Below are 15,025 nucleotides of genomic sequence, written 5' to 3' on the forward strand. Positions count from 1 at the left end.
ATGCTCAGCTTCGTCGTACCGCTGACGGTCGTGACGCTGGTTGTTGTGTTGATCCGCCGCCCAGTAAAGAAAGGATAAAGCATAAAACTTTGCCCTCTATCACTAGCTAATGACTGCTATGGGTCGAGTCCCGCCGTTGGCTCGATCACGCTGTCTGAATTACTAACCAAGATCAATCAGACTGGGTGGTCATGAGCGATCAGAGTCTGCATTCTCGACGCGCAGTTCGATAGGCATCTTACCGGGATGCATGCCAAGCCCGAGAGGCCGGCGTTCGCCGCGCGCCGCTCAGGCCAACCTCGCCTGCTGCGGGGACCACTCGTTTTCCTTTACGGTCGTGCTCACCGCCATCACGAGCTTGTCGAGATTGCCGGCCGTCACGCCCTCCAGTGCCGAACACCCCCGCAGCATCGAGCGCGGTTGCAGCAGTGCATGGTAGATCTGCCAAGGGTCCGCACCCCTGGTCAGCTTCAGGACGGACTGGATCAGCTCGTGCTTGAGTGGGTCGAGGTGCCAGTCCGGCACGCGCTGGCCGCGGTTGCCTACGTTCAACGCCAGCAAGTTGCCCGCCTTGATCTCGTAGCTGATCCACCTGCGGGATTTGCCCGCCATCTTGGCAAACGCAGCGACGGGAAGGTTGTGCGGCGCTTCGAAGACATCGAACAGCTCCATCCTCTCGCGCTGAATGTCCGAAGGCACCAGCGGCGCGGCTGATCGAGGGGGCGGAACCGCCGGCAGCCGATGTGTGGCGGCAGAAACCAACGGCATGGCGTCACCCGGCTTCGTCACGAGCAGGATTGGCGAAGCGGCAACCGGCGTGGAGGGTGCGCTTGCGGTTTGCTCATTCGGGAACGCGGGCACGCCTTCCAGATGCACGGTGAGCGGCATGCTGGCCGCCTCGACCTGGTTCTGCTCGAAGAGGTCGAGCCGATCGGCCCAGTCCTGCATCATGCGGCGACGCTGCTCCACGTACTCGGCATGGTTGTAGGTCGCGCTGACCTTGTTGGGATCGACGTGCGAGAGCTGTGCATCCACCCAGACCTTCGGGTAGCCGATCTCGTTGAGCGCAGTGGACATCGTGCCACGGATACCGTGTCCGGTCAGGCGTTCCTGATAGCCCATGCGTTTGAGCGCACCATTGAGCGTGTTCTCGCTGATGCGCTTCTTCAAGTCGCTGTCGTGCCGGAACAGGTAGCGCTGGGCCGGCTTGAACTCATCCAGCAGGTGCCGGACGATCTCCATGGCCTGAATCGACAGTGGCACGATGTATGGCGGGATGTCCTTCGGCTGCTGCCGCTTTTTGCGCATGTCCACCTGGAGTTGCTTCACGACCTCGGGCGGGATGATCCACAGCCCACGGTCCAGATCGAATTGATCCGGCGTCGCCTGCCGCAGCTCACCGGTTCGCACGCCCGTCAGCAGCAATAGCCGCAGCCCGAGCTGGGTCTGCCGCCGGCCGCGATAGCTCCGCAGCCGCTGCAACAGCTTGGGCAGCTCGGCCATGCGCAGGAACGGGTTGTGGTTGACGGGTGGCAGTGGCAGCGCCACCACATCGAGATCGGAGGCAGGGTTCTGCTCCAGGCCCGGCACGATCACCAGCGCGTAGCGGAACAGTTGGTTGAACCACGTCCTGACTTTCTCGGCGACGGAGAGCGCCCTGCGCTTCTCGATTTTGGCGATCACCTCCAAGAGGTCGGGACGCTTAATCTCATAGATCGACCGCTTGCCCAAGGTCGGCAGCACATCCTTGTCGAAGATGCGCGGAAGGATCGAGAGAGTCGTCTGCCGGCCTTCCTTGAGGCTGAGCCCGCGATGCTTGAGCCACTTGCGATACACCGCCTCGAAAGTGTTTTCGTCGGCGAGCCGGACAGCGGTGCGCTTCTGCTTGCGGTGAACGCGAGGATTGATGCCTTTGGCCAGCAGGGCGCGGCCGTCATCGCGTAGGCTGCGGGCCTCTCGAAGCGTCACCTCCGGGTAGGTGCCGAGCGACATCCGCTTCTGCTTGCCCGCCCAGTAGTAGCGGAAGTGCCAAGTCCTGCCCCCTGCCGCCGTGACGGCCAGGGAGAGGCCATCCAAGTCAGGGAGGGTGTATGCCTTGCCAGTTGCCTTGGCCTGTCGAACGGCCAGGTCTGAGAGTGCCATGCTCTTGCTCCTGAACATGAGTCAGGAACCAGATGCTGGTCACGTCGACCTCGCCCCTCCATCAACAATCCGGAATCAGCCGCGCCCGCAAAAATGGACTTGTTTGTGGACTTAAAAGTCCCGGCTGTAGGCGGATCGCAGTGGACCACAGCAGAACATCAAAGAGAGGAAAAGTCTTTGCGTGGCAACGACTTACAGACTCTCTTGGACTTCTGCGGAAGTCCGCAGATTGATGCGGTGGAGCGGGTGAAGGGAATCGAACCCTCGTCTTATGCTTGGGAAGCATCTTCTCTACCATTGAGATACACCCGCAGTGCGAAATGCAAGCGCAAATGCGAGCCAGATTATAGCGCCGGCCCAAATTTATTGCCGTGCACATCAAATATTTTGCACCAAGCCTGAAAGAGTTCACGGCAATCACTACAATTCAGGCTATGAACACGACTCCCAATCATAATCCCGACTTGCCGGCCGACGCAGACGATGGCCTTCCCGTAACCGCGAACGCCCCGGTTGACGCCGGCGACGCCAGGACGTCCACCGCGCCGTCGGGAACGAGCCACATCCGCAGCTTTGTGCACCGGCGCGCTCACATTACCCCGGGCCAGCGTGAAGCGCTGGACCGCCTGATGCCGCTGTGGTCGCTGCCCTACCGCAACGGAACACTGGACCTTGCCAAGGCGTTCGGGCGCACTGCGCCCACGGTCCTGGAGATCGGCTTCGGCATGGGCGAGACCACGCAGAAGATTGCCGCGGCCCGGCCTGACGATAATTTCCTGGGCGTCGAAGTCTTCAATGCCGGCGTGGGCGCCATGCTCAAGCGCATCGAAGAATCGGGGCAGACCAATATCCGCATCATCCAGCACGACGCGGTGGAAGTCGCGCGCGACATGATTGCGCCTGACTCACTGGCGGGCGTGCATATTTATTTCCCAGACCCCTGGCCCAAGAGCCGGCACCATAAGCGCCGCCTTATCCAGCCCGCCTTTATTGCCTTGCTGGCCAGCCGCATTGCGCCGGGCGGCTATATCCATTGCGCCACCGACTGGGAAAACTACGCCGAGCAGATGCTGGCGGTGCTCGACGGCGAGCCGCTGCTTGCCAATACGTCGCCGAACGGCTACGCGCAGCGCCCCGAATTTCGCCCCCAGACCAAGTTCGAGACCCGCGGCCTGCGACTGGGCCACGGCGTATGGGACCTGATTTTCACTCGCAAGGAAGGCTGACGTGTATCCGGAGATCCAACCCTATTTGCAAGGCTTCCTCGCCACGGGCGACGGCCATCATGTGTATTGGGAGCTTTGCGGCAATCCCGAGGGCAAGCCGGCGATCTTCCTGCATGGCGGCCCGGGCGGCGGCTGTTCGCCCACCCACCGGCGGCTGTTCGATCCGCAGCGCTACAACATCCTGCTGTTCGATCAACGCGGTTGCGGCAGATCCACCCCGCATGCCAGCCTTGAGAACAACACTACCTGGGACCTCGTCGCGGACATAGAGCGCTTGCGCGCCGACGTCCTGAAAACCGACAAGGCGCTGATCTTCGGCGGGTCATGGGGCTCGACACTGGCACTGGCCTACGCGCAAACCCATCCGCAGCGGGTCAGCAAACTCGTCGTGCGGGGCATCTTTACGGTTCGGCGCGAGGAACTGCTATGGTTCTACCAAGAAGGCGCCTCGTGGCTATTCCCGGATCAATGGGAAGACTACCTGGACCCGATCCCACCGGAAGAGCGCCACGATCTGATGGCGGCCTACCGCAAGCGCCTTACCGGCAGCGACCGGCGCGAGCAACTGAAAGCCGCACAGGCCTGGACCCAATGGGAAAGCCACACCATCACGCTATTGCCCAATGCCGCCCATGTGCAGGCGCTGTCCGCCGACGACGCGGCCCTGGCCTTTGCCCGCATCGAGAATCATTATTTCGTGCACCATGGTTTCATGGAAGAAGGCCAGTTGCTGCGCAACGCCCATCTTCTGCAAGACATTCCCGGCGTCATCATCCAGGGCCGCTATGATGTCTGCACCCCGGCCAAAACCGCCTGGGAACTGCACAAGGCATGGCCCAAAGCCGAATTCCACCTGGTCGACAATGCCGGCCACGCTTTCGATGAACCCGGGATATTGACCCAACTGCTTGCCGCCACGGATAGATTCAGCGGCAAGCCCAGGACAGAGACATGAACATCACCCTCAATGGCAAACCGCTACAGCTGGAACAGGTAAACACCATTGCCGAGCTGATTACATTCCTTGGCTACCAGGGCAAGCGTATTGCCGTCGAAGCCAATGGGGATATCGTCCCGAAAAGCCAGCACGGCAGTACCGCAGTGGCAAACGGCGACCAGATCGAAATCGTGGTCGCCGTAGGCGGGGGCTGATCCAGCAGCCCGTGCGGCCTGCGCTAAGGCAAGCCGCCTGAACGCAGGCCCGGCTTAGCGCAGGCCGCCGAAGCCGCCCTTGCCCAGGCCTTTGATGCCGCCCATGGCGCGCATCATCTTGGCCATGCCGCCCTTCTTCATTTGCTTCATCATGCCCTGCATCTGGTCGTACTGCGACAGCATGCGGTTGACTTCCTGCACCGGCACGCCGGCGCCCGCCGCAATGCGGCGCTTGCGCGAAGCCTTCAGCAATTCTGGCTTGGCGCGTTCTGCGGGCGTCATGGAATTCAGGATGCCCTCGGTACGGCGCAATTGCTTTTCGGCCTGGCCGCCCTGCAGCTGTCCCGCCGCCTGCGCAAATTGCGCGGGCAGCTTTTCCAGCAAGGAGCCCATGTCGCCCATCTTCTTGACCTGCTGCAACTGATCGCGGAAATCGTTGAGGTCGAAACGGTTGCCGGACTTGATCTTGGCCGCGAGCTTTTCAGCATCGGCAATATCGATATTCTTTTGCGCCTGCTCGACCAGCGACACGATATCGCCCATGCCCAGCACACGCTGCGCCATGCGCTCGGGGTGGAACGGCTCGAGGCCATCGAGCTTTTCCGACACACCCACGAACTTCAGCGGCTTGCCCGTAACGTGGCGCACCGACAAGGCCGCGCCGCCGCGTGCATCGCCGTCCATTTTGGTGAGCACGACACCCGTAAGCGGCAAGGCGTCGGCAAAGGCGCGCGCCACATTGACCGCATCCTGCCCTTGCATGGCGTCGACCACGAACAGCGTTTCGATCGGGTTCAGCAGATCGTGCAGTGCGCGGATCTCGCGCATCATGGCTTCATCGATGCCAAGCCGGCCCGCCGTATCGACGATAAGCACTTCGTAATGATGGCGTTTGGCGTGATCCAACGCGCCGCGGGCGATGTCTTCCGGCTTTTGCGAAGCATCGGAAGGAAGGAAGTCGACCTTGACCTGGCCCGCCACCGCCTTCAACTGCTCGATGGCCGCCGGGCGATACACGTCGGCGCTGACCACCAGCACTTTCTTCCTGCCGGTTTTCTTGCCATTCTGTACATGGCCGCCTTCGCTCAGCCACTTGGCCAGCTTGCCGGTAGTGGTCGTTTTACCCGCGCCCTGCAGGCCTGCCATGAGAATGACCGCCGGCGGCTGGGTGGCCAGCGAAAGGTCGCTGGCATCGGCGCCAAGGTCGCCGCCCATAAGCGCGGTGAGTTCCTTGTGGACGATACCCACCAGCGCCTGGCCGGGATTCAGGCTGCCGGCCACATCCTGGCCCAGCGACCGTTCTTTCACGCGCGCAATAAAATCGCGTACGACCGGCAAGGACACGTCGGCCTCGAGCAGGGCCATGCGCACTTCGCGCAACATGTCCTGCGTATTGGCCTCGGTCAGTCGCGCCTGACCGCGCATGGTTTTAACGACGCGTGTAAGACGCTGGGTAAGATTGTCGAGCATAACGATGGTTTCGCTTAAACTAGTTGAACTTTCGGTATACGGACTAAAATAATCCGATTAGGGCTTGCCCTGTACTGTAAAACCAGAAACTCAAGGGACTATGTCTGCAGGCATTGTATTTCACTTGCTGGCCACACTGGCTTATGCCGTGCTGGCCTTTTCGCTTTGGCGCCCATTAAGCAAGGGTGGCTCACAAATCGTCGCCGGCAAAGTGCGCCGGGTATGTCTTGCCGGCGCGCTGGCGCTGCACGGCATTGCGGTGGCCCAATCTATACTGCTGCCTAACAGCTTGCATCTGGGCTGGGCGCTGGCATTGTCGGCGGCCGTCTGGCTGGGCATGGTCGTGTTCTGGCTTGAAAACCTGATCATGCGCATCGACGGGCTGCTGCTCATTCTACTCCCTGCGTCGACCGTAGCCACATTGCTCGCCGCCCTGTACCCCTATGGACATACCGTGCCCCATGCGAATAACGATTGGCTACGCGTGCACCTGATCATCGCACTGACCGCCTATGGCCTGATCACCGTGGCGGCCTTGCAAGCCATGCTCATGACGGCCCTGGACCGCCAGCTGCACCGGCCCATTGAACAGGAAGCCAATCGCAGCATACTCGGGCGCGCACTGGACACCATGCCTCCCCTGCTGCTGCAGGAAGTATTGCTGTTTCGCCTGATATGGATAGGCTTTGGCGTACTGACACTTACCGTCATTACCGGCGCCGTCGTATCCATGCGCCTTACGTCCGAACTGTTCCCCATGGACCACAAGACCATCTTCACCCTGCTGTCGTGGTTCACCTTCGGCATATTGCTGGCGGGGCGCCACATACGCGGCTGGCGCGGGCGCATTGCCCTGCGCTGGACCCTGGCGGGCTTTGCTTTCCTGCTGCTGTCCTACAGCGGCAGTCGTTTTGTGCTCGACGTCATACTGCAACGAGGCTAATGTGGGAAAAGTTTTATTCTGGATCATACTGATCATCGCGGTCCTGCTGATTGCCCGCATCGTGGCACGCCATAATCAAAACAACCTCGAAGACAGCGGCCAGCCCAAGCAGGCCAAAAAGCGCGGAGCGCCCCCTGTGGAGCACGCTGAGAACATGGTGCGCTGCGCCCATTGCGGCATCCACATGCCGCGCTCCGAAGCCGTTCTAAGCGGCGGCAACACCTGGTGCAGCGCTGAACACGCCAAGCTAGGCGTGCGTCAGTGAGCAAACTTGCGCTGGACCGGCACGGCTGGTTGAAAACCCACCCCAACGTCCAGCATGCGCCATCGCCCAACCACGATGCTCGCCCCAATGGTGACGACGCCGTCCTGCTGGTCATGCACAACATCAGCCTGCCGCCAGGCGTATTCGGCGGCACAGAAGTCATCGATCTTTTCCAGAACCGGCTGGACTACACGTCCCATCCCTGGCTGGAACGCTTGCGCGGCCTGACCGTATCAGCGCACTTCCTGGTACGCCGCGACGGCCGCATCGTGCAATTCGTATCCACAAACATGCGGGCCTGGCATGCCGGCGTATCAAGCTTCGAAGAACGGGCCCGCTGCAATGACTTTTCAATAGGCATTGAAATGGAAGGCACCGACACAGTGCCCTACGAACCGGCGCAATACCAGGCGCTCACGCAGCTGTTGCCCGCATTGCGCAACCGGCATCCCCTACGCGCGGTGCGGGGGCACGAACACATCGCGCCCGGCCGCAAGACCGACCCGGGCCCGTCGTTCGACTGGGAGCGATTCGGCCGTGATAACCAATGGCTACGGCGGCAATTGCCGCCGTTATCGCCAAGCCGCCGTTAACGCGCCTTAAGCGCCGGTATTCAACAGCAAGCGGTTCATGCGCTTCACAAAGGCAGCCGGGTCAACCAGGTTGCCGCCTTCGGCCAGCATGGCCTGATCCAGCAGCAGCATCGCCCACTCATTGAAGTCCGCCTCGGGCGCTACCTGCATGCGTCCAATCAGCGCGTGTTCCGGATTGATCTCCAGAATAGGCTTGACCTCGGGCGCAGGCTGTCCTGCCGCCTGCAGCATGCGCATCAGGTGCGGGCTGAGCTCATTGGCATCCACCACCACGCAGGCCGGGGAATCCACTAAGCGGCCTGTCACGCGAACCTCCTTCACCTTCTCGTCCAGCGCTGTCTTCAGGCGCTCAACCAAAGGCTTGAACGTCTCCGCGACCTCAGCCTGATGCTTCTTTTCCTCTTCGTCGGCCAGCGAATCCAGATCCAGGCCGCCCTTGGCGATGGACACCAGCGACTTGCCTTCGAACTCACGCAGGTAAGACAGCATCCACTCGTCGACGCGATCCGACATCACCAGCACTTCCAGACCCTTCTTGCGGAAGATTTCCAGGTGAGGACTGTTGCTGGCCGCCGCATAGGACTCGCCGCTGACGTAATAAATCTTGTCCTGGCCTTCCTTCATGCGCGACACATAGTCGGCCAACGACACCGTTTGCGCGGCGCTGTCATTATGCGTGGACGCAAAGCGCAGCAGCTTGGCGATGCGTTCCTTGTTGGCCGTGTCTTCGCCCGCGCCTTCCTTCAATACCTGGCCAAACTGCGTCCAGAACTCGGCATACTGCTCGGGCTGATTCTCGGCCAGGTCTTCCAGCAAGGACAAGATGCGCTTGGCCGAACCCTCGCGGATCACGCGCACATCGCGGCTTTCCTGCAGAATCTCGCGCGACACGTTCAAGGGCAGGTCCGCCGTATCGATCACACCGCGCACAAAGCGCAGGTAATTCGGCAGCAACTGCTCGGCATCGGCCATGATGAACACGCGCTTCACATACAGCTTGACGCCGCGACGACCATCGCGGTCCCACAAGTCCATGGGCGCGCGCTTGGGGATAAACAGCAGCTGCGTGTATTCGCTACGCCCTTCCACCCGGTTATGCGTCCAGGCCAGCGGATCGTCGAAATCGTGGGCAATATGCTTGTAGAACTCCTTGTACTGCTCATCGGTAATGTCCGACTTGGAACGCGTCCACAAGGCGCTGGCCTGGTTAACGGTTTCCCATTCATTCGTCTTGACCTGTTCCGACTTCTCGGCGTCCCACTCTTCCTTGTGCATTTGGATAGGCAGGGAGATGTGGTCCGAGTAGTGACGCAACACTTCACGCAACTTCCAGCCATTCAAGAACTCATCCTCATCGTCGCGCAGATACAGGGTCACCGATGTGCCGCGATCAGCCTTTTCCACCGGCGCCACCGTAAAGTCGCCCTCGCCTTCGGATTCCCACATCACGGCTTCGGTCTCGGCCACACCCGCGCGGCGGCTCAGCACGGAAACTTTCTTGGCCACGATAAAGGCGGAATAAAAGCCCACGCCGAATTGGCCGATAAGCTGGGCGTCCTTCTGGCTGTCGCCCGTCAATTTGGAAAAGAATTCCTTGGTGCCCGAACGCGCAATGGTGCCCAGGTGGGACACCGCCTCGTCGCGCGACATGCCGATACCGTTATCGGAAATCGTGATCGTGCGCTGATCCTTGTCAAACTCGACGCGGATGCGCAGGTCGGCGTCGCCCTGGAAGAGTTCGGGATTGTCGATGGCTTCAAAGCGCAGCTTGTCGCACGCGTCGGACGCATTGGACACCAGCTCGCGCAGGAAAATCTCTTTGTTGCTGTACAGGGAATGAATCATCAGATGCAGCAATTGCTTCACTTCGGCTTGAAAGCCCAAGGTTTCTGACGAGGAGACGGGCGTATCAGTTTGACTCATTGTCGGACCACGCAAAAAAGTAAGTTATTCAATAAAAACAAATATCTGGATTGCTCTCACGAGGAGGCGTCACAGGATATTCACCGGCCGTCTACGGATGGGTCACGGAGGCGGTCGCCGCGCCTGGCGATATGGCCAAGGCGGGAGGTCTGAACATAATGGGGATGGAGGGGGGATTTTCAAGTGGTGGAGGCTGAGTTGCGAGTCCTTGTGCAAAGTCTGATAACTGTGCGTATAATTACGCCTTTCTGCCACGCTCTGTGTTCCATAGAGCGATCTGCTTGAACTGCCCGGGTGGTGAAATTGGTAGACGCAGGGGACTCAAAATCCCCCGCCGCAAGGCGTGCCGGTTCGATTCCGGCCCCGGGCACCAGCTTAAAATACTTAATATTTACAAGTGTTTAGCTGGGTTCAGACCTCTACCCCAAGACTGGGGGATTTTCCAAGATTGCGAGTTAGGTACAGTTTCGGTACAGTGGTGAAGCGTTGAGCATCACCCGGAGCCTGAATGGCCACTATCGTCAAGACTCCTTCCGGTACTTGGAAGGCATTAATTCGCAAAACTGGCTGGCCTGCTACCGCCAAAACTTTCCGTACTAAAAGAGACGCCGAAGACTGGGCGCGCCGTACTGAAGATGAAATGGTACGCGGAATGTACATACATCGTGCGCCGGCTGAACGGATGACTCTTGAGGCGGCGCTGAAGCGCTATTTGCGGGAAGTTACCCCAACTAAGCGCGCATCGACCCAAATTGGCGAACATAAGAAATCCCAGGCGCTGATCAAGCATTTGGGTAAATATTCGCTCGCTGGCTTGAGCGCTGATATTGTTGCCCAGTACCGGGATACTCGTCTGGCTGGCGATGAGAATGCGGACGGCAAGCGCGTTCCGCGTAGCAATAACACTGTACGGCTGGAGCTCGCCTTACTTGGCCACCTATTCACCATTGCGATCAAGGAATGGGGCATTGGGCTGCCGTTCAATCCGGTGTCTAATATTCGCCGCCCTGCCCCTGGTGCCGGACGTAATCGACGGCTAACACCGGCAGAGAATAAAAGGTTACTGACAGCAGTGGATGCCTACTCGAATCCGATGTTTAGCTGGATAGTGCGGATCGCGTTGGAAACTGGGATGCGCCTGTCGGAGATTGCCGGAGTGCGAGTTGGCCAGGTCGATATGCAAAAGCGTGTCGTCAGGCTGGAACATACCAAGAATTCATCGCCACGGACAGTGCCGCTGACCAGGGCTGCGACCAGCACGTTTCAGGCGGCGCTGGATAATCCGTTACGGCCACCTGAGACTGACCTTGTGTTCTTTGGTGAGCCTGGCCGTGATGGGGTCCGGCGGCCCTATCTGTTTGATAAAGCTTGGAATGATACCAAGAAGGCAGCCGATCTGGTGGATTTTCGGTTCCATGACCTGCGACATGAGGCGGTTAGCCGGCTGGTGGAGGCAGGACTGTCGGATCAGGAAGTTTCAGCGATCAGCGGGCATAAATCTATGCAGATGCTCAAGCGATATACGCATTTGAGGGCTGAGGACTTGGTGGGGAAGTTGGACAAGCTGTATGGCTAAGCGCCTGTTTTCGAGCTTTGGGTCGAGAAAACTCCAAATCAGCAGTTTTTAAACCACCCGAAGGGGTACTTAACCCCTTACCTAACGTCCAATCACGGCATATACGCAGTCCTAGAAGGGCGGTTTTCCTCAATCTTAGTTTGAGCATTGAGCGTTAAGAATTGAGTTTTTCAACACAATAGACCCACAGCAGCCACTAAGTCTACGAAATACTATTGCAGCACACTGCCAGCATGACGCAGTCATCCGTCAATCATTAGAGCTGGCCAAAACGCCTGATTGATTGCTAGGCCCACTAATTGGTTTGAATTTCTTTTTACACCATCCATTAAAGCCTTGTTATAACTAAAGTCATAAATGAATTTGGGATCGTCCGAACTTATACGAATACCTAGAAAGCCATACCACAACAGGAGATCCATCACTCGCGCCGCCCTCACGTCATCAAGCCCCACTTGAGTCAGCTTATTGATAACGTCTTCTTCTGAGAGGTCCGGCGATGAAGCTATGAAGGCATAAAGTACACCTTCCGTGTCTTCTGACACATCGCGTAGCTCGTAACCAATATCGCGCAACACGTCCGCCGAGTATGCGGACAATCCTTTTTCAATGTCGCTACTATCAATGATTTCATGATTGAGGTTAATGGCAAAACTTTTGCAGTGACTAATTAGGTTGAGGAGAAATCGCGGCCGCATTAAAGATCGGTCAATCAAGAACTGGGATGTCTCCTCCCCTTTGTGATGGCTGGCAAAAAGGTGCAGCCAAGCCGACTTAAAGTCGAGATCTTCATCAAGGTCGTTTGACACAATACGCAAGCGCACGAGTTCACGCAACAAATCCGAATCAGTCCAATCCAAAAGGACGCTGGCCTCTTTGCCTCGATCTGAGGTTTCTTTGACCAGTAATTCGAAGACATCATTTCGCAGAAATATTACTGATCGAACCTTAAGGTCAGAACTACCGAACTGACGCTCAATTTTTCGTGTTGCGTCAATGAGAGCTCGAATTATCAGCAAGTCGTCATGCTGTAGCCCCGAGGTAGGCCAGCCACTATCAAGGTTGTCGAATAGTAGCCAGAGAATCTGTTTGTGCTTGAGGTAAGTACCCAGTGCATTCTTCAGCTGTCTGACGTCGTGCTTATACAGAAGCTCAGTCACCTGTGGCGAACTGAGATGGGTACCCGTGGTTGAGCCGTATTTAGCTTGATACTCAGAGTAAATCTTCTCCATCAACATAGACATACGTTCGGAGAAGTCGCCTTCAGAATCATAATCATCTATCCGATACAAATCGGACAATTGACGATATCCATCGTAAAGATTGTGATCATGAATGTGGCGCTGTTTATCCTTTTCCAGAAGCTTGTAGCATATCTCTAAGAGCAGCACATACTCCCAAAAGGCCGTAATAGTATGCTGGTAGGTTCCCTCAGCCAAAAACTGAAGAATGCGTTCTTTGAATTTTATAAGCTTATAGCCGTCTGGTTTTAGGTCAAGAACGATATTTTTACTGCGATTATTATTTCGCTCTACATCTCTGATTTGGAGAAAAATTGCTGATTTCCCTGACCCTTTTCGACCGACAACCAAATGGGCCTCACCCCGCAGAGATTTTAGAAACTGATCAGTTTCTAAATAATAGCGTTCCAGATCCCGCATTTCATTTTCTGCTGAAGTGGTACCCAGATTAACCTTCTTTATAAAGGAACGTTCCGGCTTGACTCCGGAAACTTCAAGCTGTTGGAACGCTTGGGTGACGCTGGAGGCGAACGTCTCAATCGCACGATTAATATCATCGGGATGATACGTGACCTCGACAAAATCTCGATAATCCAGCGGGACTGGGTCGTCGGCAAACTGGAGAATACTAATGGCCTTTTTCATGCCATCAGCCAAGCCAGCGATGAAGGCTGCACGCATGTTGTGGACCGCAGACCCAGTCGATCTTGCGGACAGCAGCGGCACGACCACCCCATATGACTGAGCCACCTGAGTGATGGCATCATAAGCGGACAGGCGGGGCAACTCATTGGGATCAAAGTTGCGAAAGATAAATCCGGCTTTCTTGATCCTTGAGATAATCCGCGTAGACCAGTCTGTCTTATTTGGTGTATCCAACAGGTATATCGGCGCTTTGACATTTAAAGGCGCGGAGACATCAAGAGCCTTTATGGTAGACGCGCCACTCAAAAACCCGGTCAGCTCATGAGCGTTTTGGTACTCTTTATATCCGAGCGTGTCAAAAATCCCAACTTCGGAGATCTTTAAACCCTGAGGTTGAAAGCTTTTGTTCTTGACTAGCAATGTGCGCTTCGACTGGCCGATGGCATAACCGATTTCATAGGTCACATTGAAATTTAGCTCAGTGATATCTGCGACCACAAAATCGGCCATATCAATACCCGTCAGAACTTCGCTCGAAATAAAGTGTCCGACGACGTCCAATGCCTTCCAAGTAGTGATCGTTTTAGTCCCGCTAGTTTTCGCATAGCTGACGACAGCGCGCTCAATCGTTTCCCCCACTTGAGCAGGATCTGAGGAGTACGCGAAAAAACCTTTGTTATTGTCCATGCTTTACGGTCTCAATTTCGAAGATACACAAAACTCTTTCTGTTTCCACTAGCGATCAGGAAAAAGCAACAAAACGTTGCTACAGCATACTACGACACAAGCGTACAGCGGCACCCAATCAATAGGCACCTCATGAACCAACCTCTCTCCGAGGTCATCCGTATCCGGGTGACCTCTTCTCATGCTGCGCGCTTGGGCGAAGCAGCAGCCCTTTCTGGCCTATCCCTCTCTAACTACATAAGGCGAAGACTGTCCGCCGACGACACGCTGCAGGAAGAGCTCACCCTACTGCGCCAGATCGTGGCTGACTTGGCACATCTGCGCGATACTCGTCAGGCCGCTATCGAAACCGCCCATCTGGTGCGGGCTATGGCAAAGCCCGAACAAATCGCCATCGCTCAACAGAGCCTGCAACGTCAGCGCTAACCCATCCCCGGCCTGTTCCCTGGCCATCTGCTGCACCCCTTCCCCGGAGACACCTTCATGCAATCCTTTCCCGCCCTGCGGGCTGGGGCGCTGGCACTCGCCTGCGTACTAGCTCCTGTCACCCATGCTGTCGCTGCTGATGGCCTACTCACCGGTATTCCTCGCCTAGCCTGCGAAGCAACACTGTGCTTGTCCTCCGGCTTGCGGCCTAACGAATGCAGCCCATCGCTGGATCATTACTTCGACATCAAAAAGTACAGCAAACATGGCCTGGACTGGTCAGCAACCGTCGACGCCAGACGCTCCTTTCTATCTCAATGCCCAGCATCAAGCGATCAGGGCATGCCAGAACGCATTGACGCCATCTCACGCGGGGCCGGGAAATGCGACCCAGAATACTTGAACCGTACCTATGCCGATACGGCCTACAAATGGCGTAAGCACGAGTACGGCGGCGACAGCGGGCAGACTGTCTATGAAGTGCATCCGCTTCCCACCGTCACACTCGACCAACTGCCCACCTATTGTGTGGTTTACAACGATCATGCCTGGACTCATAAGCTGTCTGTGCGCTACGTAGGTAGACCAAGCATGGGCGGGCACTGGGTCGAAACTCAGGAGTACGAGGCGGCACAAGCCAAATGGGAGGCCGACCATAGCGGCCTTTGGGCCAGCGGTTGGAATTTCTCGCTAATGGATCCCAGGCGTAAGGCCGACCACTGATAGGGGCTTACTC

13 protein-coding genes and 2 tRNA genes are annotated in these 15,025 nt (G+C 57.3%); 10 read left to right on the forward strand and 5 right to left on the reverse strand.

What is annotated here, in order from left to right; translation table 11 throughout:
• Nucleotides 1–288 precede the first annotated feature (288 nt).
• Entirely contained in the window at nt 289–2,142 is a 1,854-nt protein-coding gene (locus tag CR159_RS20005; RefSeq protein ID WP_033470438.1) for a tyrosine-type recombinase/integrase, read from the reverse strand.
• Between the two features lie 238 nt (nt 2,143–2,380).
• Nucleotides 2,381–2,454, reverse strand: a tRNA-Gly gene (locus tag CR159_RS20010).
• Nucleotides 2,455–2,576: 122 nt separating this feature from the next.
• Here CR159_RS20010 and trmB point away from each other — a divergent pair.
• The 3 genes from trmB to thiS are packed head-to-tail and all read left to right on the forward strand — an operon-like array spanning nt 2,577 to nt 4,520.
• Nucleotides 2,577–3,368, forward strand: coding sequence for a tRNA (guanosine(46)-N7)-methyltransferase TrmB (trmB, locus tag CR159_RS20015; RefSeq protein ID WP_102075712.1), 792 nt, complete (start codon nt 2,577–2,579; stop codon nt 3,366–3,368).
• A gap of 1 nt (nt 3,369) precedes the next feature.
• On the forward strand, nt 3,370–4,323 hold the full coding sequence (gene pip, locus CR159_RS20020; RefSeq protein WP_102075713.1) for a prolyl aminopeptidase: 954 nt from the start codon (nt 3,370–3,372) through the stop codon (nt 4,321–4,323).
• Nucleotides 4,320–4,520, forward strand: coding sequence for a sulfur carrier protein ThiS (thiS, locus tag CR159_RS20025; protein ID WP_102075714.1), 201 nt, complete (start codon nt 4,320–4,322; stop codon nt 4,518–4,520). The genes pip and thiS overlap by 4 nt, the downstream gene beginning before the upstream one ends.
• Before the next feature lie 54 nt (nt 4,521–4,574).
• Here thiS and ffh read toward each other — a convergent pair whose 3' ends face one another.
• Nucleotides 4,575–5,990, reverse strand: coding sequence for a signal recognition particle protein (ffh, locus tag CR159_RS20030; protein ID WP_102075715.1), 1,416 nt, complete (start codon nt 5,988–5,990; stop codon nt 4,575–4,577).
• 100 nt (nt 5,991–6,090) lie between these two features.
• On the opposite strand from ffh, the gene CR159_RS20035 reads away from it, so the two are divergent.
• The 3 genes from CR159_RS20035 to ampD are packed head-to-tail and all read left to right on the forward strand — an operon-like array spanning nt 6,091 to nt 7,791.
• Entirely contained in the window at nt 6,091–6,933 is an 843-nt protein-coding gene (locus CR159_RS20035; protein ID WP_102075716.1) for a cytochrome C assembly family protein, read from the forward strand.
• Between the two features lies 1 nt (nt 6,934).
• On the forward strand, nt 6,935–7,198 hold the full coding sequence (locus CR159_RS21605; RefSeq protein WP_158238573.1) for a PP0621 family protein: 264 nt from the start codon (nt 6,935–6,937) through the stop codon (nt 7,196–7,198).
• Nucleotides 7,195–7,791: a 1,6-anhydro-N-acetylmuramyl-L-alanine amidase AmpD gene (ampD, locus tag CR159_RS20040; protein WP_102075717.1), complete on the forward strand. Its 597-nt coding sequence runs from the start codon at nt 7,195–7,197 to the stop codon at nt 7,789–7,791. Before CR159_RS21605 ends, ampD begins: the two co-directional genes overlap by 4 nt.
• Before the next feature lie 6 nt (nt 7,792–7,797).
• Here the strand turns inward: ampD and htpG are convergent, their stop codons facing one another.
• Complete coding sequence (gene htpG / locus CR159_RS20045) at nt 7,798–9,714, reverse strand: molecular chaperone HtpG (protein ID WP_102075718.1); 1,917 nt, start codon at nt 9,712–9,714, stop codon at nt 7,798–7,800.
• Between the two features lie 288 nt (nt 9,715–10,002).
• Between htpG and CR159_RS20050 the strand changes: the two genes are divergently transcribed.
• A tRNA-Leu gene (locus CR159_RS20050) sits at nt 10,003–10,087 on the forward strand.
• A gap of 135 nt (nt 10,088–10,222) precedes the next feature.
• Nucleotides 10,223–11,290, forward strand: coding sequence for a site-specific integrase (locus CR159_RS20055; protein ID WP_102075719.1), 1,068 nt, complete (start codon nt 10,223–10,225; stop codon nt 11,288–11,290).
• A 242-nt stretch (nt 11,291–11,532) separates the two neighbouring features.
• On the opposite strand, the gene CR159_RS20060 is transcribed toward CR159_RS20055, so the two are convergent.
• Complete coding sequence (locus CR159_RS20060) at nt 11,533–13,863, reverse strand: P-loop ATPase, Sll1717 family (RefSeq protein WP_102075720.1); 2,331 nt, start codon at nt 13,861–13,863, stop codon at nt 11,533–11,535.
• A 132-nt stretch (nt 13,864–13,995) separates the two neighbouring features.
• Here CR159_RS20060 and CR159_RS20065 point away from each other — a divergent pair, with 132 nt between their 5' ends.
• The gene (locus tag CR159_RS20065) at nt 13,996–14,289 is read left to right on the forward strand and encodes a plasmid mobilization protein (protein WP_102075721.1); all 294 of its coding nucleotides are present in this window, start codon (nt 13,996–13,998) and stop codon (nt 14,287–14,289) included.
• A 57-nt stretch (nt 14,290–14,346) separates the two neighbouring features.
• Nucleotides 14,347–15,012, forward strand: coding sequence for a TrbM/KikA/MpfK family conjugal transfer protein (locus CR159_RS20070; protein WP_102075722.1), 666 nt, complete (start codon nt 14,347–14,349; stop codon nt 15,010–15,012).
• Nucleotides 15,013–15,025 lie beyond the last annotated feature (13 nt).

Source organism: Pollutimonas subterranea (assembly GCF_002849655.1).
GTDB classification, from domain to species: domain Bacteria; phylum Pseudomonadota; class Gammaproteobacteria; order Burkholderiales; family Burkholderiaceae_B; genus Pollutimonas; species Pollutimonas subterranea.